Below are 19,793 nucleotides of genomic sequence, written 5' to 3' on the forward strand. Positions count from 1 at the left end.
GCGAGTTGCTATCGCCATGCGGTGAGTGTTGGTCACAACTTCGTAACCCCCGCCAAGATCGCTAGGCGGACGACTTCGGCGACCGACCCCGCCCCGAGGCGCTTCATCAGGTTGCCGCGATGCATTTCGACCGTGCGGACGCTGATGCCGAGTTGTTCGGCGACGCTCTTATTTGAAAGGCCGCCTGCGAGCCCTTGCAACAGCTCTCGCTCCCGCGGCGTCAGCCCGGCTACCCGCACTAGCGCGTTTTCACGCTCGGCGAGGTCCGACATGCGCGCGGCGAGGGCGGCAGATAACAAGTCGAGCGTTTCCATCAGCGCTGCATCGGTGAAGGGCTTTTCGAGGAAGTCGCTGGCGCCCCGCTTCATCGCCTTCACCGCGACTTCCAAGTCGCCATGGCCGCTGATCACTGCGACCGGAAAGCGATGGACGCGGTCCCCCAGCGCCTCGATCACTGCAATCCCGTCCATGCCGGGCATTCTCAGGTCGAGCAAAACGCATCCGGAGGTGAGGCCGTCGACCCGATCGAGAAAATCGCGGCCCGAAGCGAAGCTCAGCGTGTCGAATCCCGATGCCTTGAGCGCGAAGCCGAGCGCACGACGAACCATCTGATCATCGTCGACGATATACGCTGTCCGCAGCAGCGCGGTTTGGCGGGCGACGGCGGCGCCCCCCTCTTGCCCAGGCGGCGGTGCACGGCGGTCAATTTCCATATGCGCCGCCGGATACGTGGCTTGCAGCCGGGACGGTGAAGCAAAATTCCGAACCCGACTGGTCGCTGCGCTCAAGCCAGATCCGACCGCTTTGCGCTTCGATCATCGTCCGCGAAATCGCGAGGCCCAGCCCGGTGCCCCCGTCCTTTGACGAATCCATCCAGTGGAAGATGTTCTCGGCTGCCTCTAGCGATAGTCCGTGGCCCGTATCGGTGACGTGGATTTCAACATCGACCTGCTTGCGGGTCGCATCGACGGTGACGACGCCGCCTGCCGTTCCGGCAATCGCGTCGCAGGCATTGCGCAACAAATTGATAGCGACTTGCTGAATTTGGAGACGATCGGCGAAGACCATCAAATCCTCCGGGGTTCGATCCTCGATAATGGCCGCGGGGCAGCCGCTGGCGCGAACCAGCTTCACGCATTCCGCGATAGCAGCTTTGAGGTTGAACCGGACTTTGGGTGTTTCGCCTCGCTTCGTCAGTTCCCGCACGTTTCGGATAATGTGACCCGCGCGCTGAGCCGCCTCTTCAATACCACGCAAAGCCTCCATCAGCGCGTCGCGCCCTGGCTGGGTGGGGTCGACCAGATGGGCACTCGCGCCGGCATAGTTCGCGATGGCCGCGAGCGGTTGGTTGAGTTCGTGTGCCAGTGTGGCCGCCATCATGCCCATCGCGTTCACTCGCGAGGCGTGCGCCACCTCTCCCTGTAGCAGGGACAATCGATTAGCGGCCAGGCGCTCGGCGGTGACGTCATAGCCTTCGACGAAAACCCCGGTGATGGTGCCGTCGGGTCCCCGCACCGGCTGATACATGAAATTCAGATATTTCGTGTCGGGGGTGGCGGCAGACGGTGTCGATAATTGTATCGGCACGCCATAGCCTAAAAACGGTTCGCCGGTCTCCAACACCCTATCTAGCAGCGCGATAAAGCCTTGCGTGGCAACCTCTGGCAACACGTCGCAGAGCCTGTGCCCAACCAGATCCCCGCGCCCCACCAAACGCTTGTACGAAGCATTGGCGAACGTGATCCGATGATCTCTCCCCTCAAGCGATACCACAAAGCCTGGGGCCAAGTCGTAGAGAGCATTGATCTGGCGACGTTGTTCGGCCAGTCGGTCGATCTGGTCATTGAGTTCGACGAACCCTAGGAAATGCTGCCGGACCTTGCCCTGCTCGTCTACCAGCGGGCTAAGAAAAATTCTCGCCAGATACCCGTCGTCGTTGGCGCGTCGACACCGACACTCCCAGGTGCCGGCGAGGCTGCTGTCCAACGCATCCTCGATCATCGAGATGGCGTGTGGATCGGTTACTGGTTCAAGCAGGACGGCAACCCCCCTGCCAATGATTTCGGCACGGCTGAAACCCGTAAGCGATAAAAAACTGTCGTTAGCTAGCAGGACCGGGTGGCCATCGATTTGCGCATCGACGATGACCATGGGCATCGGCGTGCTCGCGGCCGCTACGAAAAAGGGGCCCAGCTCTGTCTGGAACTGATCAACACAGGCTTCGACGGCGGATCGTGCAGCGCTAACGCCGGTCGGTCGGACCATTATTCCACCATTCCGATTGCCGATGGATATGCCGTCCGTCGCGCATACCTCCGCTGTTTCCCTAGACGCTTTCGTTCAAAACCGAAAGGTCGTCATTGCGCCGGAGTTAACGCCGACGGCCGGAACACAGGCGGCGCGAAACGTTGAAGGAAGCAGGCGCTCCGGCGCCACGGCGTACCAAAAGCGATCCCCACCAAAGACCTGCGCGGCAGCCATGGTGCAGCCCAACCGCAAACATGAATTGCATAACCTCGACCGCGCCCGCCGGGCCATTTTGTTATCCCAAAGTGATGAGCGAAGCGCTGGGCGCCGCCGCCAGGATCACCGTAATACTGCTGTCGCTAAAGACCGGCAGTTCGCGTTACTTGTCATTCCGAAGGGTCGTTATGCATCGTCAGGCAGTATTTTTCTTTACGGCGTTAGCGGCCTGTGCAGTCCCGGCAGCGGGGCAGGAGGTGCCGCAGCGGCGCTGGCTGGCGGGCGATCATCATGTCCACAGCATCTATAGCGCCAGATATACCCCGGACCCGGCACGACCCGATCAGCCGCCTCCGCCGATCGTCGGCGGCGATTCATCGCATACGATCGAGATGAACGCCCAGATGGCACGGCGGCACGGGCTGAACTGGATGGTGTCGACCGACCATGGCGGGCCGAACCATGCCGAGCTCAACCATGCCCGCGCCTGGCCCGATGTGGTCGCGGCGCGGCGTGCGGTGCCGGGGCTGGTGCTGTTCTACGGCATGGAGTTCGACGTGCCCGGCGGTGAACATGCCAGCCTGATCCTGCCGATCGGCGCCGCCGAGCGAGACGCGCTTCGCGGCATCGAGCGCGGCTATGGCAAGCGCGAGCTCTTTCCCGCCGATCCGGCGCGCAACACCAAGCCGCGGATGATCGAGGCGCTGCGCTATATGGCGGGGCTCGCCGATCCGCCGGTGGTGATCGGCAACCACCCCTCGCGCACGGCCAAGGGGCTTGGCATCTGGGGCCAGCACGCGCCCGAAGAATATCGCGCCTGGCACGCCGCCGCGCCGCGCGTCACGATCGGCATGGAGGGGGCGCCGGGGCATCAGGCGGCGCGGCCCAAGCCTGGGCTCGACACCGCGCACGGGTCGCGCGGGCTATATGGCGGCTATCCGACGATGGGCGGGTTCGACCAGATGGTCGCGACGCTTGGCGGTGGCTGGGACGCGCTGCTGGGACAGGGATTGCACTGGACAATCACCGCCACGTCGGACTCGCACGGCCATTGGCGCGAGGGCGGGGCCGATTTCTGGCCGGGCGAATATGCCAAGACCTGGGTGTTCGCCGCGCCGACTTCGCCCGACATTCTGGACGGGCTGCGCGCGGGCCGCGTGTTCGTCGCGACCGGCGGGCTGATCGAGCAACTCGACGTGACCGCCGCCGCCTCCGGTCGCAAGGCTGCAATGGGCGACACGCTGGCGGTGAAGCAGGGCGACGAAATGATCGTGACCATCCGCTTCCGGCCCGCCGGCAGCGCCAATGCGGCGGGCGCGGTGCCCAGGGTCGACCATGTCGATCTGATCGCGGGCGATGTCACCCTTGGCGTGGGCGACCGCAACCCCAGCGCGAAAATGGTTCGCCGCTTCACTGCGCGCGACTGGCGGCGCGACGGCAAGGATCTGGTGGTCGAGCATCGGATGCCCGCCTCGGCAGCGGGCGGCTATCTGCGGGTGCGTGGCACCAGCACGCCCGAGGGGGAGCCCGTCCCCGATGTCGCCGGCGAGGACCCGTGGCAGGACCTGTGGTTCTATTCGAACCCGGTCTATTGGAACGGCTGAACGCAAGCGTCATCGCGCGGCAATCGAAACGTCACGAAAGCGTATCGATCGGTCCCTAACCGCGGCGCATGGGTGCAAGCGACGCTTCGATTCAGGGCGGCATGTTGCTGTCGGGCTGGGGGCGGCTGCGCGACCAGATCGCGCGGATGACCCGGCGCGACGATGCCGAGGATCTGTTGCACGATGCCTGGATCGGTCTGGCCGAGCGGCAGGTGGTGGCCGACAATCCGGGCGCGCTGCTGGCACGCGCCGCGGCCAATCGCGCGCACGACGCCTATCGGCGCGAGCGGCGGGCCGGGACCGCGGTGTCGATCGAGCTTGCCGCCGAGACGCTGGCCGATCGCAATCCGCTGCAGGACGAGGCGCTGATCGCGCGGCATCGGCTCGAGCGGGTGCGGATCGGCGTCGAGCAGCTCAGCCCGCGCACCCGGCAGATTTTCTTGATGCACCGGCTGGGTGGGCGTAAGTATCGTGAGATTGCGGACGAACTTGGCATCAGCCAGAGCGCCGTCGAAAAGCACATCGCACGCGCGATGGTCTATCTGACCGATTGGATGGAGAGTTGGTGACGTGATCCGCGGCGAGCCGGCAGCACCCAACCGGCAGGCAGCGGATTGGCTGGCACGACTGCACGCGGACGACCGCACCGACGCCGACCATGCCGCTTTCCGCGCCTGGCTGGGGGCCGACCCGCGCCATGCCGATGCCTTCGAACGCGCGTCGGAGATATGGGATAGCGTCGGTGGCCTGCCGCCGGTCGCGCCGCAGCCCGTGCCAGCGGTGCGCGAGCCGATGCTGTCTCGGCGCGCGGTGATGGCGGGCGGGAGCGCGCTGCTGGTTGCGGGCGGATCGCTGCTCGGCTGGCGCGAGGCGACCGCGGGGGTGTATCGCACCGGGGTGGGCGAGCAGAAGCGGCTGGTGCTCGACGACGGCACGCGGGTGATGCTCGACACTGACACGCGGATCCGCTTCGCCGCGCGATCGGACCTGCGGCTGCTGTCGCTGGCAACCGGGCGGGTCGACCTGCAGATCGCTTCCGATCCGCGCCCCTTCGCGATCCGCGCGGGCGAGCGGCGCGCGCTGGCACGCAGCGGACGGCTCGACATACGCTTCGACGGCGAGCGCGCGGCGCTGACTGCGATCGAAGGGGTCGCGCGCGTCGAAGCAACCGGCGCCGCGCTGGCGCTGGCCCCCGGGGAGCGCGTCGCGATGGCCGATGGCCGCCCTGACCGCATCGACCGCCCCGAACTCGAAGAGCTGATCGCCTGGCAGAGCGGCCGGCTGGCGTTTCGCGACGAGACGCTGGCGCAGGCAGCCGCCGAGATGAACCGCTATACCCAGCGCCCGCTGGTGGTCGCCGATCCGCAGGCGGCGGCGATGCGCTTCACCGGCATGTACCGTGTCGGCGATCCCGAGGCGTTCGCGCGCTCGCTGGCGGTGCTGCTGCCGGTGCGCGTCGAGGCCGATGCCGACGCCATCCGGATATCCTCGGCCACCTGAATTCCCCGCGCGAATTTTTTTCGGCACGCCGGGGTGGGGTAAAATCGTCGCGGATCGTCAGGGGGGTGGGCGCTCGCTGGGAGCGCGAGACGGGGGTTTCCTATGACGATCTTGAAGCGGCGGCTTTGCCGTTCGGCGGCGCTTGCGCTCGCGCTTTCGGCGGTTGTGACGGCGGGGGCCGCGCAGGCGCAGACCCAACAGCGCCGCGTGCGCTTCAACATTGCCGCGCAGCCGATGGACCGGGCACTCGAACAGCTCGCGCGCCAGAGCGGCAGCGATATCCTGTTCACGCGCGCGACGGTCGCGCGGCTCAACGCACCCGCGCTAAGCGGCGAATTCGCCGCCGAAGCCGCAGTGCGCCGGCTGATCGCGGGCCAGCCGCTGAGCGTCACCCGCGACGCGGCGGGGGCGCTGATCGTCCGCCCTCAGCCGGCGGCGGCCCGGCAAACGCCCGCGGTGGCGCCGACGCCGGTCGCAAGCGACCAAGCCGCCGATGAGCAAGACATCGTCATCACCGCCAAGTTTTCCGCGGGCGTCGAACGCTCGCTCGACGTGAAGCGCAACGCCGATTCGATCTCCGACGCGATCGTCGCCGCCGATATCGGCAAGCTGCCCGCGTTCAACATCGCCGAGGCGCTGCAACGCGTTCCCGGCGTCACGATCGTCCGCGAAGCCGGCGAGGGCCAGTTCATCAGCGTCCGCGGGCTGGGCCCCAACTTCCAGGCGGTGACGTTCGACGGGATGCCGCTGGCGTATAACGAGAATATCCGCAATTCGGGCCAGTCGGGCCGCCAGTTCCGGCTGCAGGTGCTGCCCGCGACGCTGATCGACAGCATCGTCGTCATCAAATCGCCGACCGCCGACCTGGTCGAGAACGGCATCGGGTCGACCGTCGACATCCGCTTGCTCAACCCGCTCGATCGCGACCCGTTCGTCGCCGCCAATTTCTTCGGCGGCTATGAGGAGCGGACCGACACGCTCAATCCCAATGGCAGCCTGTCGGCGGGCTGGCACAATGCCGACAACAGCTTCGGGGTGCTTGGCGGCATTTCCTATTCGAAGCGCGAGGTCCAGTTCGACCGGCTCCGCGTGGGCTGGCAGGATCTCGAAGTGCCGGGCTATGGCGAGATCCGTGCGCCGGGCGACGCGCAGCCCTATCTCGAGCTCGAGGATCGCGAGCGGATCAGCGCGGTTGCGGGTATCCAGTGGCGCCCCACCCCCAATCTCGAATTCGACATCGACGGCCTCTATTCGCAGTTCAACAACGAGACGATCGAACGGCGGCTGACCTATTACATCCCCAGCCAGATCGCCCGGCTCGACCCGGCGACCGCGGTGGTCGAGGATGGCCGGCTGGTGGCGGGGACGATCCGCGGTGCGCGCATCCGCAACTATGCCGAATATCTCGACCAGTCGCACCGGAACCTGCAGCTCAATGCGACGATGCGGCTCGACCTCGACGGCTGGCGGTTCGAACCGCGCTTCAGCTATGCGCAGGCCAAGAGCGACCTCGATACCCCGATCCAGCGCGTGCAATATCGCACCGCTAACAATCGCGGCGGCGACCTGACCTTCGATTTTAGCGGCGACGTGCTCGATCGCGCGAAGATCAATTCGCTCTTCACGACCCTCGACCTCACCGATCCGTCGCTGATGCCGTTCGAAAGCTTCGCGGTGCGGCCGATCAATTCGCGCGACGAAGACAAAACGTTGGTGCTGAACGTGTCGCGCGACACCGCGTTCGATCTTGGTGGCCTGCAGATCACGCGGATCGCCTATGGCGGGCAATATTCGGATCGCTATCGCGATTATCAGCGGCGCGATCGCAGCACGACCGCGCTGCGCGACGGCGTTACGCGAACCGGCGATTTCCTCGGCGCGCCGGTCCCCTCGAACGCCTTCGATCAGTCGATCGGCACCTTCCAGCCCTGGACCAATGTCGACTGGGGGCTGTTCAACCAGTCCTATGTGCTGCGGGGCGAGTTTGATGGGGTGAATCCCAGCGCCTACGACCTCGAACCCAATGCCGCCGATCGGCAGAACAGCTATCGCATCGACGAGGAGATCGTCGCTGGCTATGGCCGGATCGACTTCGCGTCGGACGCGGGTGCGGTGCCGGTGCGCGGCAATGTCGGCCTGCGCTATGTCCGCACCGCCACCGATGTCGATGGGACGATCGTATCCCCGGTACGCACCCCCGCGGGCGGCGTGACGACCGAGGTGACGCCGATCACCACGACCGCGAGCTACGAGGAATGGCTCCCGAGCGCGAATGCGAACTTCAGCGTCGCCGACAACATCCAGCTGCGGCTGGGTGCCGCCAGGACGATGACCCGGCCGTCGCTGTCCGAACTGCGCAATTCGATCAACACCAACAGCGTGACCGTCACCAACATCTTCAATCTGGGCGCCGCCGCGCTTGCGGATGAGACGATCAATCTGAACGCATCGGCGGGCAATCCGAACCTTCGGCCCTATACGTCGTGGAACCTCGATCTGTCGTTCGAATGGTATTTCGACAAGTTCGGCGCGTTCACCGCAGCGGCTTTCTATAAGGACGTGAGCGATTACATCGCGGCGGATTTCGAAACCCGTACGCTGGCCTTCGCGGTCAATGACGGATCGACCCTGCCCGTCGACGTGCTGGTATCCACCCCGACCAATGTCGGCGACGCGACGATTTCGGGCATCGAGTTCGGCTATACCAATCGGCTGTCCTTCGGCCTGGGCGTCACCGCGACCGCGACCTTCGCGACGTCAAAGCTCGAGCTCGACCTGGCCGGCGTCGGCGTCCAGTCGGCGGGGGTGCAGGGCGTGTCCGACGTCAGCTACTCGATCACCCCGTTCTTCGAGAGCGGACCGTTCGAGCTCAACCTCAGCTACACCTATCGCAGCCAATATATGACCGACGCGGGCGCGCTGGTGACGTCGCTGCCCACCGCGGACGACGTCGTCGCCTTCTACCAGGACGGGTTCGGCATCCTCGACCTGGGCGGCAGCTACCAGATCCGCCCCAATGTCGAGGCCTTCGTCCAGGCGACGAACGTGCTCGACAGCCGCCAGGTGTCGTTCGCGGGCAGCCGCGACGAATTCACCGAAATCCACACCTTCGGGCGGACGGTGAATTTCGGGGTGCGCGCGAAGTTTTGACCGGTGTCGTGGGGTGGTCTGAACAAAGGGCCGCCCCCGATGCGAGCCGGAAACGAATTATGCTTTGCGACGGTCGCCGCCAGACCCCAGTTGGCCATCGAGAGTGCATGTTGGCACCTGTCTCGGCTTGTGAGGTCCCCCGGATGCCCATCCACGTCGAGACTGAATATCCGGCGTTCATTTTGCGGCGATCTCGCCGCGGCAGCAGCATATTCGATCGGCGAAGCTGTAGTGATACTCGTATCTGTGTCTGGGGCGCGACCTAACGCGCCATTCGAACAACTGGCTTAGGCTAGGGCGGCGACTATTGTTGTCGCCTGTCTTTACTGCAATGCTTCATGTTGCAGGCGTATCGTTCCGACGCCAGACCTCTTCAGCGAGCAAGGTCGCAAAGCCGACCCACGCTGCCAAAGGTAATCCCGCGACGGCGGCGCGGGTGTCCACTTGGCGGGCGGCAGCTACATGACCAACAGCGCTGCCGCCCAAGGCGGCGGAGCCTATCGCTGCCCACCCTGGTGCCCTAAAACCGAAAAACACCTCGGACCAGCCTGCGACACCGATCTGGTTCGCCCCCCAAAAGACCAGCGCTGTTGTGCGCTCTGGCGAAGACGGTGCTCGGAGCAATGTATACCCGCTGTATGCCTGTGCGGCCTGGATGGTTGGCCATGCCAGAGCAAACACAGGCGCGGGTGGTGTGAAGCCAGGCTTACGCAGCCGATCATACCAGCGCTTCGTGCGGGGATTGTTAGGAGAAGGGCTGGCGCGACCGCCTAGTAGCAGAGCGGCAGTAACAGTGCCGATAGCCAATCCGGCCGCCAAACGCGGTGCCATCCTGGTTTTCTCAATCGCAGCTGCCATTTCCGTCTCCTCGTTGCTTAGACAAGTGACAGGGAAACGAGTTCCCACGAACCAAGCAAAGCAACATGTTTGAAGCTGGATCAACGCCAATCAGCGGGCTCGGCCAAGAATCTTCCTCGTTCCCGCAGCGTTTCTCGCAACGGTATTCGCGCCCGATCGCGTTCGAAGGGTAAAGATGCGGTATCGACATCGCCGGTGGGATGTGGTGCGTTTCGAGCACGCACTCGACACAGTAGCGAGGCGTCGGGAGAGGTTTGATGGGGCAGACGGCCAGAGCACTGGCGATACCGACGATCGATCGCCAAGGCCTTCATCGGCTCGAAACGCTGTTTATCGTGCCGGATATATACCGGCGCGACGATGTCGCTGAGCGTCAGGCCAAGTTGGCGCGCATCGTGTCAAACGAGATAGTCCCGCGGCTATTGAAGCTCCATGCCGAAGTCGTGCCAGCCGCGCCGCCAATCAAGGTAGTTATCGAAGCCTTGGTGCCTACCAGCGCCGATATCACCGGCCTTGCCCACATCGTGCTTGGTAGCGATCTCGAGGCCGCCGCCGCCTATGTGCTGATGATGCGCGAGCGCGGGCTTTCGATGGAGACGTTGTTCGTCGAGCTGCTCGAGCCGGCCGCGCGTTTGCTTGGTGAGATGTGGGATCGCGATGATTGCGACTTCATCGACGTGACGCTGGGGGTGGCTCGCCTGCAAAAGCTGCTTGCGATCTTCAACGAGACCCATGTTCTCCCAGGGCTGGATACCCATCGTACCGTATTGATGGCGATGACGCCGGGGGACCAGCACTTCTTCGGCATCACGATGGTCGAGCGGTTTTTGACAGCTGCCGGATGGCAGGTACGTACCGAGCTTGAAGGCACTTACGAGGACATCGCAAATGTCGCGAAGCAAAACTGGTTCGCCGTCGTCGGCTTGACTGCGGGATCGGAACGCCAGCTCGAAAGCATGCGCACAACGATTGCGCAGATACGACGGGAGTCCCGCAACCAAGCGATCGGCGTCATGGTGGGCGGGCCGATGTTTACCGCAAACCCTGAACTGGCTCGCGACGTAGGCGCAGACGACACCGCACCCAACGCACCTGCAGCCGTGTTGGTAGCCCAGAAACTGTTCGATCTGGGGCATCGGCAACGGGCCTAATTGGTGCATGCCCACGTCGATGGACGCACGACGTTCGGAAGCCTTTTTAGAGGGCTGTGAGCGCTTGTGACAGGATGACCATTACTGGCGGGCCATGGCACGGCCATCTCGAGAGCCCGCAACCACCCCGCTAGCAGTCGGGATTTAGTCGGCTACAGTCGGGCCTCGGTGCCGGCGACGCTGTTGGCCCAGCGCCAGATGCGGTCACGCTGCGGCTTCGCCAGGACGATGCAGGCGTTCAATAACAAGGCAGGCAGTCCGAAAATGGCGAACCACGACGCCTGGCCGCTGACGAATGCGACGAGGATCAGAACGGCGAAAGCCGGCACGAACAACAGGGTGAGAAAGGCAAATACCCGTGTCGCGATCAGAATCGTTTTCAATGAGACCTCGTAAACCACAGAATTGGACATCGAAAAGAGCGCGCGGTCCGCGCCTTGCTGCCCGGCCAACGTGCACCATGCCGACGACATGGCAATATCGCCCTAGGGACCTGTAGCGTTTGGGTATCCCCGACACCGGGCCGCATCGCGGCGGAGCGCTTTCCGCAGGCGTTCGGGCTAATGATTCAGATCAGGCATTGGAGGCGCCGACCCCGGTGCCGGCCTGCTCGGCTTCAGGGGGCGGACATCCTGCTCATCAAGAGTTTGATTGTAAGATGTTTCCTTACGCAAGCCGTACAGATGCGCTAACCTGAATTATCCTTCGGGTGGTACGGCCTACCCGCCACAGAAAAGGCGAGCGAACCTATGTTCGACGAATATGGTTTTCCAGGCGACGCTGACTTCGATTACGCCGCGCCTACGCTTTATACCTTTGTATACTGCAGTCGTGCCGCCGAAGGCGTCGATGATATGGAGGTCGATCGCATCATCGAATCGGCGCAGCGCTACAATCTCGCCAAAGGCATCACCGGAGTGCTGGTTTTCGGCAGCGGCGTCTTTTTCCAATGGATCGAGGGACCGCCCGCCGAAGTGCAAAAGCTGATAGCAAACCTGCATGGCGATCCGCGCCATTACGACATCGTCCCGCTGGATCGGAGTGAAGAAAAGCGCGAGCGCTTGTATCCAAATTGGGAGATGGAACGGGTCGAAGCCGACGACATCCGCACGGTGTTGCAGGACGCACTTGAAAGCGCAGAGGACGAGAACAACGTTGCGGCGCTAAGACGTATTCTCGAACATCTCGGTTCCGGTTCGCTCGATTCGCTGGGAAGGTCGTTAGGTCCTCGGTCCTGACCATAGGATGCAGCAGGGCTTTTTCAGATCAAGGTGCAAAGTGCCGGATGAACAGGCGTCCGCCTTTTAGCGCGCATGAGGCCGCGAATGTCTGCATTCGGATCTTGTTGCCGCGGAGGAGCACCGGTGCTTCGAACACCGATCACAAGCAGCTCACACGAGGCCGTCCACAATGTGGCCGGCTCGCGCCATGGGGAACAGCGCGCGCCGGGTGCGGCCGGGGTCAAGCGCGAAGTGCGCGGCAACCGCCCCGGCGATGAAACTATCAAGGTCGGTGGTGGGCCGCAGATCGCGCGCCTCGTACAGCGATGCAGTGGCAAGGCCCGGCCAGTCGGCGATCACGCGCCCGCCCTTGACTGCGCCGCCCATCAGCATCGCGCTTGCCGCGGTGCCATGGTCGGTGCCGCCGGTGCCGTTGACCGCCACGGTGCGTCCGAACTCGGTTGCGACCAGCACCATCGTATTGGCCCACTCTGCACCAAGACCCGTTCGGATCGCGCCGATCATCGCATCGAGCCCGCGCAATTGCCCGGCCAGTCTTGGCTTCTGCCCGGCATGCGTGTCCCAGCCGCCGGTTTCGATCATCGCGACGCGCGCGCCATTCGCCGGCGCTACCAGCCGCGCGCATAATTCACCCGTCGCGGCGGCGTTGCGGCCATTATCTGCCAACAGGTCGCCCGTCAGTAGCCGTGTCGCCAGCGCCTGGTCCCACAGCCCATGCAGCTGCACATCGCCTTGATATAGCATCGACACGCGCTCGATCAGATCGTCTGAAGCCTGGGGTAGGTTCGAGGGGGCATAGCTCGCCACATCGCGCGATCCGCGCAGTGCCAGCGGGATCGTGGCGGCTATCGCCATCGCGCGAGCATCGCCCTTGGGCAGCAGCGACAGCAGCCGGTTCAGCCACCCGTCCTTGAGCGCATAGGGGCCGCTGCCGCCGCTTTCGAGGACATTTTGCCCGTCGAAATGCGAACGCTCACGATAGGGTGAGGCGATTGCATGGGCGAACAACGCCTGGCGCTCGCCGTATAACGCGCCGATCTGCGCCAGCGCAGGATGCAGCGTGAAGGTCGAATCGAGCTTGGCACCCCCCTGCGCCACGTCGCCGAGCATCCCGCGCTGCCCAGCAAAGGCCGGATCGCCGACGGGCACGACGATGCCAAGGCCATCGGCGGCGCCGCGCTGGATGATGAAGATGAAACGCTTGTCGGTGGGGCTGCTGCGAAGGCGATCCGTGGGGTGAATAACGTCGCTGCGCCGAGTAGCCCGCCGTGCAGGAGGTTCCGTCGATCAATCATCATCTATCTCCGCATGAAATCGGGGGAAACCAGCAGCAGCGCCAGCCCCTGCGCCGGGCTTTCGGCACGCGCGATCGCCGTCGCCGTCGGTGGCGAGAGCGAACTGCCGAACAGCGTGGCCGCAACCGCGCGCGCGTCACCGGCACCCTGCGCACGGGCCGCCACCCGTTCGGCCGCCTCGACTCGTCGCATCAGCGCATCGGGGCCTGCCCAGCTCGCGGCGACATCGTCGAACCCGGCGGGCGATCCCGGTCGCCACACCGGCTGCCCCAACTGCGTAACGTAGCCCAGCACATTGGGGGTGGGGAAGGTTTCGGCTCCGATCGCTCGCATCGCTGACACCGACCATTCCCACGGCGTCTTGAACTTCGCAGCTTCGGGTGCCCACGCCTCGGGCGCTTCGACCAGCGCGCGATAGACCGTGGGCAGATCACCCCCCGATTGCAGGAAGGCGCGTTCCAGGCGCGCCACCAGCGCAGGTGGAGGGGTGTCGGCAACGAAATGGCGCGCCAGCTTCGTCGCAAGGTGGCGCGCGGTTGCAGGATGCGTCGCCAGCATGTCGAGCACCGCCTGCGCCTGTCCCTCGCCCGCCTGCGCGAAGCTGCGCCCCAGCACGGTGCGCGGACCCGGTTCGTGCAGCACAGGTGCGAACATGAAATCCCCGGGCGACGCGGTCGCCAGCCGGCTCCCAGGACCGCCCGCGATCCCCCCCACGGTCCACCCCGTCAGCGCCCGCGCCAAATCGGTGACGTCGGCCTGGCCATAGCCGGTGCGGGCTCCCAAGGTGTGGAGCTCGAGGATTTCGCGCGCCAGATTTTCGTTCAGCCCGCGCTTGCGTCCGTTGGCGGCGGCGCGCTGTCCCGCGATGCTGCCCGGCCCGACCGACTGCGCTTGGTCCAAATAGGTCAGCATCGCCGGATGCCGCTCGACCGCGCGCAGCATCGCGGCAAAGCTGCCCAGCACGTGCGGCCGGATCGCGTCGAATTCGAAGCTGCCGGCCATCGCGATGACCGGAGGCTTCTCGGCCGAAATCGCAAAATGGTTCGCCCAGAAATGGACCAGCCGTTCAACGAAGGGGGTCGGGGTAGTCAGCGCAGCGGTCGCCCGGGCAGCAACCGAGTCGACATACAGCGCGCGAAGCTTCGACCGCTCGATCTGCCGTGATTGCACGGCGGCGCCGGGGATCGGCGAGTCAACTGCGCCCGCGGTTGCTGCCGTACCGGCCGTCGCCTCGCCAGCCCGCAGCTGCATCCGCCCCGCGCGGGCCGCTCGATAGAAATCGACCAGCGCCGCTGCCGCCTCGGCGCGCGAGGGCGCGGCGGCGATCGCTTGTGGACGCGCGATATAGCTGTCGAGCTGGGCAAGCAGCCAGCCGCGTGCGTCTTTCGGCAACTCGGTTCCTAATCGGGCACCAAGACCGAAACGGTTAGTCGCAATCGCAGGTGGACGCATACACTCGCTCCTATTCGCGGCGCAGCCTGGGGCTTAACTGTATCAGGACTTTGTCAGCTGGAAGCTTCTGTCGTGGGCTTGCGACAGTTCGTCGCAACACGCGCCGCAGCCAGTCTGCCGGCGCACAGAAACAGGTGCTGAAATAGCATCCTTTTTGGGAAAGCCGGCGTGCCGTTGGGCAAGAGGACGCCTACGACTCCTCTCCCCCTCGGACATGAATGAATGGCCGAAGCCGAGTAGCCGAAACCAAGCCGCGAATGGCCGAGTGTGGGCCGTAGTGCTACCGATCGGCCAACCACTCGACGGCGCTGGCGCCGCTCCGGCTCTTATCTGACAGCGGATATCGCTGTTCCAGCGATGCCGGCGGCGTGTCCCCGGACGAATTTGTGCCAGAACTTAGTGTCGGCAAGATTGTACGGCTTCGCTCTGGGCTTGGCGGAGGTAATCTTGCGTTGTGTCAACATCGTCGTGATCCCGGATTACTCCGGATCCACCCAGCAGACACAAAATGAGACTGTTTTTGTGTCTCTTTTGCTGAATTCCACTGGATCAACCCGGACGGTTGCCAGCGATCGTCGATGAAATTCCGCTTTGAAACCAGCCGCTTGCTGGACGCCGCTGGACGTTCCTGAACGGAACGAAAAGCGAAAATATGGTGCCCAGAAGAGGACTCGAACCTCCACGCCCTTGCGAGCGCCAGCACCTGAAGCTGGTGCGTCTACCAATTCCGCCATCTGGGCACGGGGTAGGGAGCGGCCTTTAGGGTCGGGGTCGGGGGGTTGTCAACTGGCGATCGCCGATGGTCGCTCCTCGCTTGCCGTTTGGCGCGCGGCGGGGCATTTGGCGGGTTCGAAGGCGGCAGACACGCGCAGTGGCGCATGAGAAGGTGTGGGCGATGAAGGACAAGCTGGTAACGCTGGTCGGCGGCGGCGGATTTTTGGGGCGCTATGTCGCGCAGGAACTGCTGGCGGCGGGCGCGCGCGTCCGGATCGCGCAGCGCGATCCGCGCAGCGCCTTTTTCCTGCGGCCCTTGGGTGGGTTGGGGCAGACCCAGTTCGTCGCCGCCGACATCGCCAAGCCCGACAGCATCGCGCGGGCTGTTGCCGGCTCGGATGCCGTGGTGAATTTGGTGGGGACCTTCACCGACTATCGCCGCGTCAATGTCGATGGCGCGCGGACGATCGCCGAGGCCGCGGCGGGGGCGGGGGCGGCGGCGTTCGTCCAGATCTCGGCGATCGGCGCCGATGCGCAGTCGCCCTCGCTATACGGGCGCACCAAGGCCGAGGGCGAGCAGGCGGTGCTGGCGGCGTTTCCGCGCGCGACGATCCTTCGCCCCTCGGTGGTGTTCGGCCGCGAGGACCAGTTCATCAACCGCTTCGCCGCGATGATCGCGAGCCTGCCCGTGGTGCCGGTGCTCAAGGGCGATGCCAGGTTCCAGCCGGTCTATGTCGGCGACGTCGCCAAGGCGGTGACCGCGGCGCTGTCCGATCCCGGCGCGCATGGCGGGCAGACCTATGAGCTCGGCGGCCCCGACGTGCTGACGATGGCCGAGCTGCATCGCTGGATCGGCGAGCAGATCGGCCGCACCCCGCCGATGCCCGCGCTCCCCGACGCGGTGGGGTCGATGATGGCGAGCCTTGGCTTCCTGCCCGGCGCGCCGATCACCAAGGACCAGTGGCTGATGCTCCAGCGCGACAATGTCGTCGCGCAGGGCGCCAAGGGGCTTGCCGCGCTGGGCGTCACCGCGACGCCGATCGGCGCGATGGCGCTCGGTTGGCTGGTACAGTATCGGCGCAACGGACGGTTCGGCGGCAAGATCGCCGCCTGAATTCCACTAACGCCTGTGGCCGTCGGGCCGGGCAACCGGCCAGGGGGCTGCCATGGAAGACTTGTTGACGATCATCCTGTTGGGATTGATCGAAGGTTTGACCGAATTCCTGCCGGTGTCGTCGACCGGGCATCTGATCCTCGCCAGCGAATTGCTGGGCTTCACCGAGGAAGGTTCGATCGCGTTCAAGATCGCGATCCAGCTCGGCGCGATCCTGGCGGTGCTGGTCGCCTATTGGCGGCGATTCTGGACGGTCGGCACCGGGATGCTGCGCGGCGAGGCCGAGCCCTGGCGCTTCGCGCGCAATATCCTGCTCGCCTTCGCCCCCGCGGTGGTGGTCGGCGTGATCGCCTATGAATCGATCCGCGCGGTGATGCAGCAGCCAATCGTCGTCGCCGTCGCGCTGATCGTCGGCGGGATCGCGATCCTTGTGATCGAGCGGATGGTGAAGGTCGCCAAATATGAAAGCGTCGAGGCCTTGCCCGCCACCACCGCAGGGGCGATCGGGCTGGTCCAGTGCCTGGCGATGCTGCCGGGCGTCAGCCGATCGGGGGCGACGATCATGGGGTCGCTGCTGATGGGGGTCGAGCGCAAGACTGCCGCCGAGTTCAGCTTCTTCCTCGCGGTGCCGACGATGATCGGCGCGACGGTCTATGCGCTGTACAAGGATCGCGCGCTGCTGAATGCCGACGACCTGCTGGCGATCGCGATCGGCTTCACCGTTGCGTTCATCGTCGCGCTGGCGGTGGTGAAGGCGTTCGTGAAGGTGGTTTCGCGCTTCGGCTTCGCGCCGTTCGCTTGGTATCGAATCATCGTGGGGAGCGCGGCACTAATCTGGCTGCTGGCGCGGTAGGGCCGATCCGGGCGCTTTGTGGTGCGGCAGACCGGGATTGCTGGGTCCGGAATGGGGCTTGAGGCGAAATAGGGCAGCATAAGTGTCCTATCGGTCTATTTGTGCGTGACAATCGCGGTTTGCGACTGTATAGGCGCCTCGTAAGGCAATCATACAGGAACTGCGCATGGCCACCGGCTCGACGCTGAAGTTCGTCGGCATCGACCAGGCCTATCCGGCCAAGCGCGATGCCGATGCACGCAACAAGGACTTTCAGGAGATCGCCGATCGGTTCGCGGTCCCCAAGGCCGAGGAACAGGCGGGGCGCTGCTCGCAATGCGGCGTGCCCTATTGCTCGGTCCACTGCCCGCTCCACAACCACATCCCCGACTGGCTTCGCCTGACCGCCGAGGGTCGGCTGCGCGAGGCGTATGAACTGTCGAACGCGACCTCGACGATGCCCGAGATCTGCGGCCGCATCTGCCCGCAGGACCGGCTGTGCGAGGGCAATTGCGTCATCGAATTTTCAGGCCATGGCGCGGTCACGATCGGCTCGGTCGAGAAGTTCATCACCGACACCGCCTGGGAAGAAGGCTGGGTCGAGCCGCTGGTGCCGGGGCCGGCGCGTGGCCAGTCGGTCGGGGTGATCGGCGCGGGGCCGGCGGGGCTGTCGGCGGCCGAATATCTGCGCACCTTCGGCTACGAGGTGCATGTCTATGACCGGCACGATCGCGCCGGCGGGCTGCTGACCTATGGCATCCCCGGCTTCAAGCTCGAAAAGCCCGTCGTCATGCGCCGCGTCGAGCGGCTCAAGGCGGGCGGCATCGTGTTCCACGAAGGCTTCGAGGTCGGCCGCGACGCGACGATGGACGAATTGCGCTCGCGCCACGACGCGCTGCTGGTTGCGACCGGGGTGTACAAGGCGCGCGCGATCAAGGCACCGGGGATCGGCAGCGAAGGCGTCGTCGAGGCGCTCGACTATCTGATCGCCTCGAACCGCAAGAGCTTCGGCGACGCGGTGCCTGCCTGGGACGATGGCAGCCTGAACGCGCAGGGCAAGCATGTCGTCGTCATCGGCGGCGGCGATACCGCGATGGATTGCGTGCGCACCGCGATCCGCCAGGGCGCGGCATCGGTGAAGTGCCTGTATCGCCGCGACCGCGCCAACATGCCCGGCAGCCAGCGCGAAGTCGCCAATGCCGAGGAAGAAGGCGCCGAATTCGTCTGGCTCTCGGCCCCCGAAGCCTTCGAGGCCGCGGTCGAGGGCCGCGTCTCGGGTGTCCGCGCGACGCGGATGCGGCTGGGCGCGCCCGATGCCTCGGGCCGGCGGACCCCCGAGCCCGATCCGGGCAACGAGATGGTGCTCCAGGCCGATCTGGTGGTGAAGGCGCTGGGCTTCGATCCCGAGGACCTGCCCGCGATGTTCGGCGCGCCCGAATTGGGCGTCAATCGCTGGGGCACGATCCGCGTCGACAACAAGACGATGATGACCAGCCTCGAGGGCGTGTTCGCAGCGGGCGACATCGTGCGCGGCGCGAGCCTGGTGGTGTGGGCGATCCGCGACGGCCGCGACGTGAGCGACCGGATGCATGCCTGGCTCAAGGCAAAGGCGGCGCGCGAGCGGGTGGCGGCGTGAGAATTGAGCCGGGCGAAGCAAAGGCGATTAAGGCCGCCGCCGCTTATGCGTTCGGCGCCGATGCGGTCGTGCGGCTGTTCGGCAGCCGTGTCGATGATGCTCGCAAGGGGGGTGATATCGACCTCCATGTCGAAGTCGCGCCCGAGATCGATGAGTGGAACGCCCGTTTGCGGTTCGAGGATAATTTGTTCGCCCGGATCGATGAACAGCGCGTCGATGTCACGGTTCACAAGCGCGGCAACCCGCTGCGGGGCATCGATCTGGTCGCACGTCGTGACGGGATCGCGCTGTGAACCGCGAGGGCGAAGCGCTGATCCTGCGCGAGCATCTGGAGACGGTCGACCATTTGGTGGGCAGCCTGGACCGGGTGCAGGGGCGCATCGCCTCGCTGGTGCCGTTTACCCCCGAGCGGACAAGAGCGCTTGCCGGCGACGATCACATCTATGTGCTGGCGTTCCTGAAGACCTTTGAACAGTTGGAAGAGGCGCTGGGTCGGACCCTGAAGACGGTCGTGATGCTGATGCACTTGGGTGAGGTGCTGCGCTTGACGCCGCGCGACGTGGCGTTTCGGGCAGCGTCGCTTGGGATCATTCCCGACGCAAAAGCATGGGCTGATGCGGTACGGGTTCGCAACGCGCTGGCGCATGAATATCCGCTCGATCCGGCAAAGCAGGCGGGCCAGGTCAATGCCGCCTGGCACATGCGCGAAACCCTGATCGAAACCGGTCGATCGATCCACGACTTTGTCGAGCGCGAACGGCTCTTGCACGGCGATCTCTAGCA

General features: G+C 65.0%; 16 protein-coding genes, 1 tRNA gene and 1 pseudogene. 11 read left to right on the top strand and 7 right to left on the bottom strand.

Annotated elements, in window-relative coordinates; genetic code table 11:
* Nucleotides 1–32: 32 nt before the first annotated feature.
* Together OKW76_RS13665 and OKW76_RS13670 are read right to left on the bottom strand one after the other, a co-directional pair.
* A complete protein-coding gene (locus OKW76_RS13665) occupies nt 33–788 on the bottom strand; it encodes a response regulator transcription factor (protein ID WP_265549407.1) in 756 nt (251 codons plus the stop codon).
* Complete coding sequence (locus OKW76_RS13670) at nt 703–2,157, bottom strand: PAS domain-containing sensor histidine kinase (RefSeq protein WP_265549408.1); 1,455 nt, start codon at nt 2,155–2,157, stop codon at nt 703–705. The genes OKW76_RS13665 and OKW76_RS13670 overlap by 86 nt, the downstream gene beginning before the upstream one ends.
* Before the next feature lie 494 nt (nt 2,158–2,651).
* Here OKW76_RS13670 and OKW76_RS13675 point away from each other — a divergent pair, with 494 nt between their 5' ends.
* From OKW76_RS13675 to OKW76_RS13690, 4 genes are all read left to right on the top strand, one after another.
* Nucleotides 2,652–4,067 (top strand): phosphoesterase, encoded by a 1,416-nt coding sequence (locus tag OKW76_RS13675; protein WP_265549409.1) that lies wholly within the window; start codon nt 2,652–2,654, stop codon nt 4,065–4,067.
* A 68-nt stretch (nt 4,068–4,135) separates the two neighbouring features.
* Nucleotides 4,136–4,636 carry an RNA polymerase sigma factor gene (locus OKW76_RS13680; protein ID WP_265549410.1) on the top strand — a complete coding sequence of 167 codons (501 nt, stop codon included), beginning with the start codon at nt 4,136–4,138 and terminating at the stop codon, nt 4,634–4,636.
* A 1-nt stretch (nt 4,637) separates the two neighbouring features.
* A complete protein-coding gene (locus OKW76_RS13685) occupies nt 4,638–5,567 on the top strand; it encodes a FecR family protein (RefSeq protein ID WP_265549411.1) in 930 nt (309 codons plus the stop codon).
* A gap of 102 nt (nt 5,568–5,669) precedes the next feature.
* Nucleotides 5,670–8,717 (top strand): TonB-dependent receptor, encoded by a 3,048-nt coding sequence (locus OKW76_RS13690; protein ID WP_265549412.1) that lies wholly within the window; start codon nt 5,670–5,672, stop codon nt 8,715–8,717.
* A gap of 336 nt (nt 8,718–9,053) precedes the next feature.
* Here the strand turns inward: OKW76_RS13690 and OKW76_RS16225 are convergent, their stop codons facing one another.
* Nucleotides 9,054–9,575, bottom strand: a complete 522-nt coding sequence (locus OKW76_RS16225; RefSeq protein ID WP_416221820.1) for a TspO/MBR family protein — start codon at nt 9,573–9,575, stop codon at nt 9,054–9,056.
* Nucleotides 9,576–9,832: 257 nt separating this feature from the next.
* Between OKW76_RS16225 and OKW76_RS13695 the strand changes: the two genes are divergently transcribed.
* Nucleotides 9,833–10,726: a cobalamin B12-binding domain-containing protein gene (locus OKW76_RS13695; protein WP_265549413.1), complete on the top strand. Its 894-nt coding sequence runs from the start codon at nt 9,833–9,835 to the stop codon at nt 10,724–10,726.
* A gap of 152 nt (nt 10,727–10,878) precedes the next feature.
* On the opposite strand, the gene OKW76_RS13700 is transcribed toward OKW76_RS13695, so the two are convergent.
* Nucleotides 10,879–11,199: a hypothetical protein gene (locus OKW76_RS13700; protein WP_265549414.1), complete on the bottom strand. Its 321-nt coding sequence runs from the start codon at nt 11,197–11,199 to the stop codon at nt 10,879–10,881.
* A gap of 276 nt (nt 11,200–11,475) precedes the next feature.
* On the opposite strand from OKW76_RS13700, the gene OKW76_RS13705 reads away from it, so the two are divergent.
* Nucleotides 11,476–11,964: a BLUF domain-containing protein gene (locus tag OKW76_RS13705; RefSeq protein WP_265549415.1), complete on the top strand. Its 489-nt coding sequence runs from the start codon at nt 11,476–11,478 to the stop codon at nt 11,962–11,964.
* 153 nt (nt 11,965–12,117) lie between these two features.
* Here the strand turns inward: OKW76_RS13705 and OKW76_RS13710 are convergent.
* From OKW76_RS13710 to OKW76_RS13720, 3 genes and pseudogenes are all read right to left on the bottom strand, one after another.
* A pseudogene (locus OKW76_RS13710) lies at nt 12,118–13,262 on the bottom strand (DUF1501 domain-containing protein).
* Nucleotides 13,263–13,265: 3 nt separating this feature from the next.
* Nucleotides 13,266–14,714 carry a DUF1800 domain-containing protein gene (locus tag OKW76_RS13715; protein ID WP_265549416.1) on the bottom strand — a complete coding sequence of 483 codons (1,449 nt, stop codon included), beginning with the start codon at nt 14,712–14,714 and terminating at the stop codon, nt 13,266–13,268.
* 653 nt (nt 14,715–15,367) lie between these two features.
* Nucleotides 15,368–15,454 (bottom strand) — tRNA-Leu (locus OKW76_RS13720).
* 155 nt (nt 15,455–15,609) lie between these two features.
* On the opposite strand from OKW76_RS13720, the gene OKW76_RS13725 reads away from it, so the two are divergent.
* The 5 genes from OKW76_RS13725 (at nt 15,610) to OKW76_RS13745 (ending at nt 19,791) form a co-directional block, all read left to right on the top strand.
* The gene (locus OKW76_RS13725; protein ID WP_265549417.1) at nt 15,610–16,542 is read left to right on the top strand and encodes a complex I NDUFA9 subunit family protein; all 933 of its coding nucleotides are present in this window, start codon (nt 15,610–15,612) and stop codon (nt 16,540–16,542) included.
* Nucleotides 16,543–16,594: 52 nt separating this feature from the next.
* Nucleotides 16,595–17,395 (top strand): undecaprenyl-diphosphate phosphatase, encoded by an 801-nt coding sequence (locus OKW76_RS13730; RefSeq protein ID WP_265549418.1) that lies wholly within the window; start codon nt 16,595–16,597, stop codon nt 17,393–17,395.
* A gap of 166 nt (nt 17,396–17,561) precedes the next feature.
* The gene (locus OKW76_RS13735) at nt 17,562–19,010 is read left to right on the top strand and encodes an NAD(P)-dependent oxidoreductase (RefSeq protein WP_265549419.1); all 1,449 of its coding nucleotides are present in this window, start codon (nt 17,562–17,564) and stop codon (nt 19,008–19,010) included.
* Complete coding sequence (locus OKW76_RS13740; RefSeq protein ID WP_265549420.1) at nt 19,007–19,303, top strand: hypothetical protein; 297 nt, start codon at nt 19,007–19,009, stop codon at nt 19,301–19,303. The genes OKW76_RS13735 and OKW76_RS13740 overlap by 4 nt, the downstream gene beginning before the upstream one ends.
* Nucleotides 19,300–19,791 (top strand): hypothetical protein, encoded by a 492-nt coding sequence (locus OKW76_RS13745; protein ID WP_265549421.1) that lies wholly within the window; start codon nt 19,300–19,302, stop codon nt 19,789–19,791. Before OKW76_RS13740 ends, OKW76_RS13745 begins: the two co-directional genes overlap by 4 nt.
* Nucleotides 19,792–19,793: the final 2 nt, after the last annotated feature.

The organism is Sphingomonas sp. S1-29 (assembly GCF_026167545.1).
Lineage (GTDB): Bacteria > Pseudomonadota > Alphaproteobacteria > Sphingomonadales > Sphingomonadaceae > Sphingomonas.

What these genes read in the sequence shown, in the direction of transcription:
- OKW76_RS13670 (WP_265549408.1), bottom strand. Translation starts at nt 2,157, where the DNA reads ATGCCCATGGTCATCGTCGATGCGCAAATCGATGGCCACCCGGTCCTG.
- OKW76_RS13675 (WP_265549409.1), top strand. Translation starts at nt 2,652, where the DNA reads ATGCATCGTCAGGCAGTATTTTTCTTTACGGCGTTAGCGGCCTGTGCA.
- OKW76_RS13680 (WP_265549410.1), top strand. Translation starts at nt 4,136, where the DNA reads ATGGGTGCAAGCGACGCTTCGATTCAGGGCGGCATGTTGCTGTCGGGC.
- OKW76_RS13690 (WP_265549412.1), top strand. Translation starts at nt 5,670, where the DNA reads ATGACGATCTTGAAGCGGCGGCTTTGCCGTTCGGCGGCGCTTGCGCTC.
- OKW76_RS16225 (WP_416221820.1), bottom strand. Translation starts at nt 9,575, where the DNA reads ATGGCAGCTGCGATTGAGAAAACCAGGATGGCACCGCGTTTGGCGGCC.
- OKW76_RS13695 (WP_265549413.1), top strand. Translation starts at nt 9,833, where the DNA reads ATGGGGCAGACGGCCAGAGCACTGGCGATACCGACGATCGATCGCCAA.
- OKW76_RS13700 (WP_265549414.1), bottom strand. Translation starts at nt 11,199, where the DNA reads ATGTCGTCGGCATGGTGCACGTTGGCCGGGCAGCAAGGCGCGGACCGC.
- OKW76_RS13705 (WP_265549415.1), top strand. Translation starts at nt 11,476, where the DNA reads ATGTTCGACGAATATGGTTTTCCAGGCGACGCTGACTTCGATTACGCC.
- OKW76_RS13715 (WP_265549416.1), bottom strand. Translation starts at nt 14,714, where the DNA reads ATGCGTCCACCTGCGATTGCGACTAACCGTTTCGGTCTTGGTGCCCGA.
- OKW76_RS13725 (WP_265549417.1), top strand. Translation starts at nt 15,610, where the DNA reads ATGAAGGACAAGCTGGTAACGCTGGTCGGCGGCGGCGGATTTTTGGGG.
- OKW76_RS13730 (WP_265549418.1), top strand. Translation starts at nt 16,595, where the DNA reads ATGGAAGACTTGTTGACGATCATCCTGTTGGGATTGATCGAAGGTTTG.
- OKW76_RS13735 (WP_265549419.1), top strand. Translation starts at nt 17,562, where the DNA reads ATGGCCACCGGCTCGACGCTGAAGTTCGTCGGCATCGACCAGGCCTAT.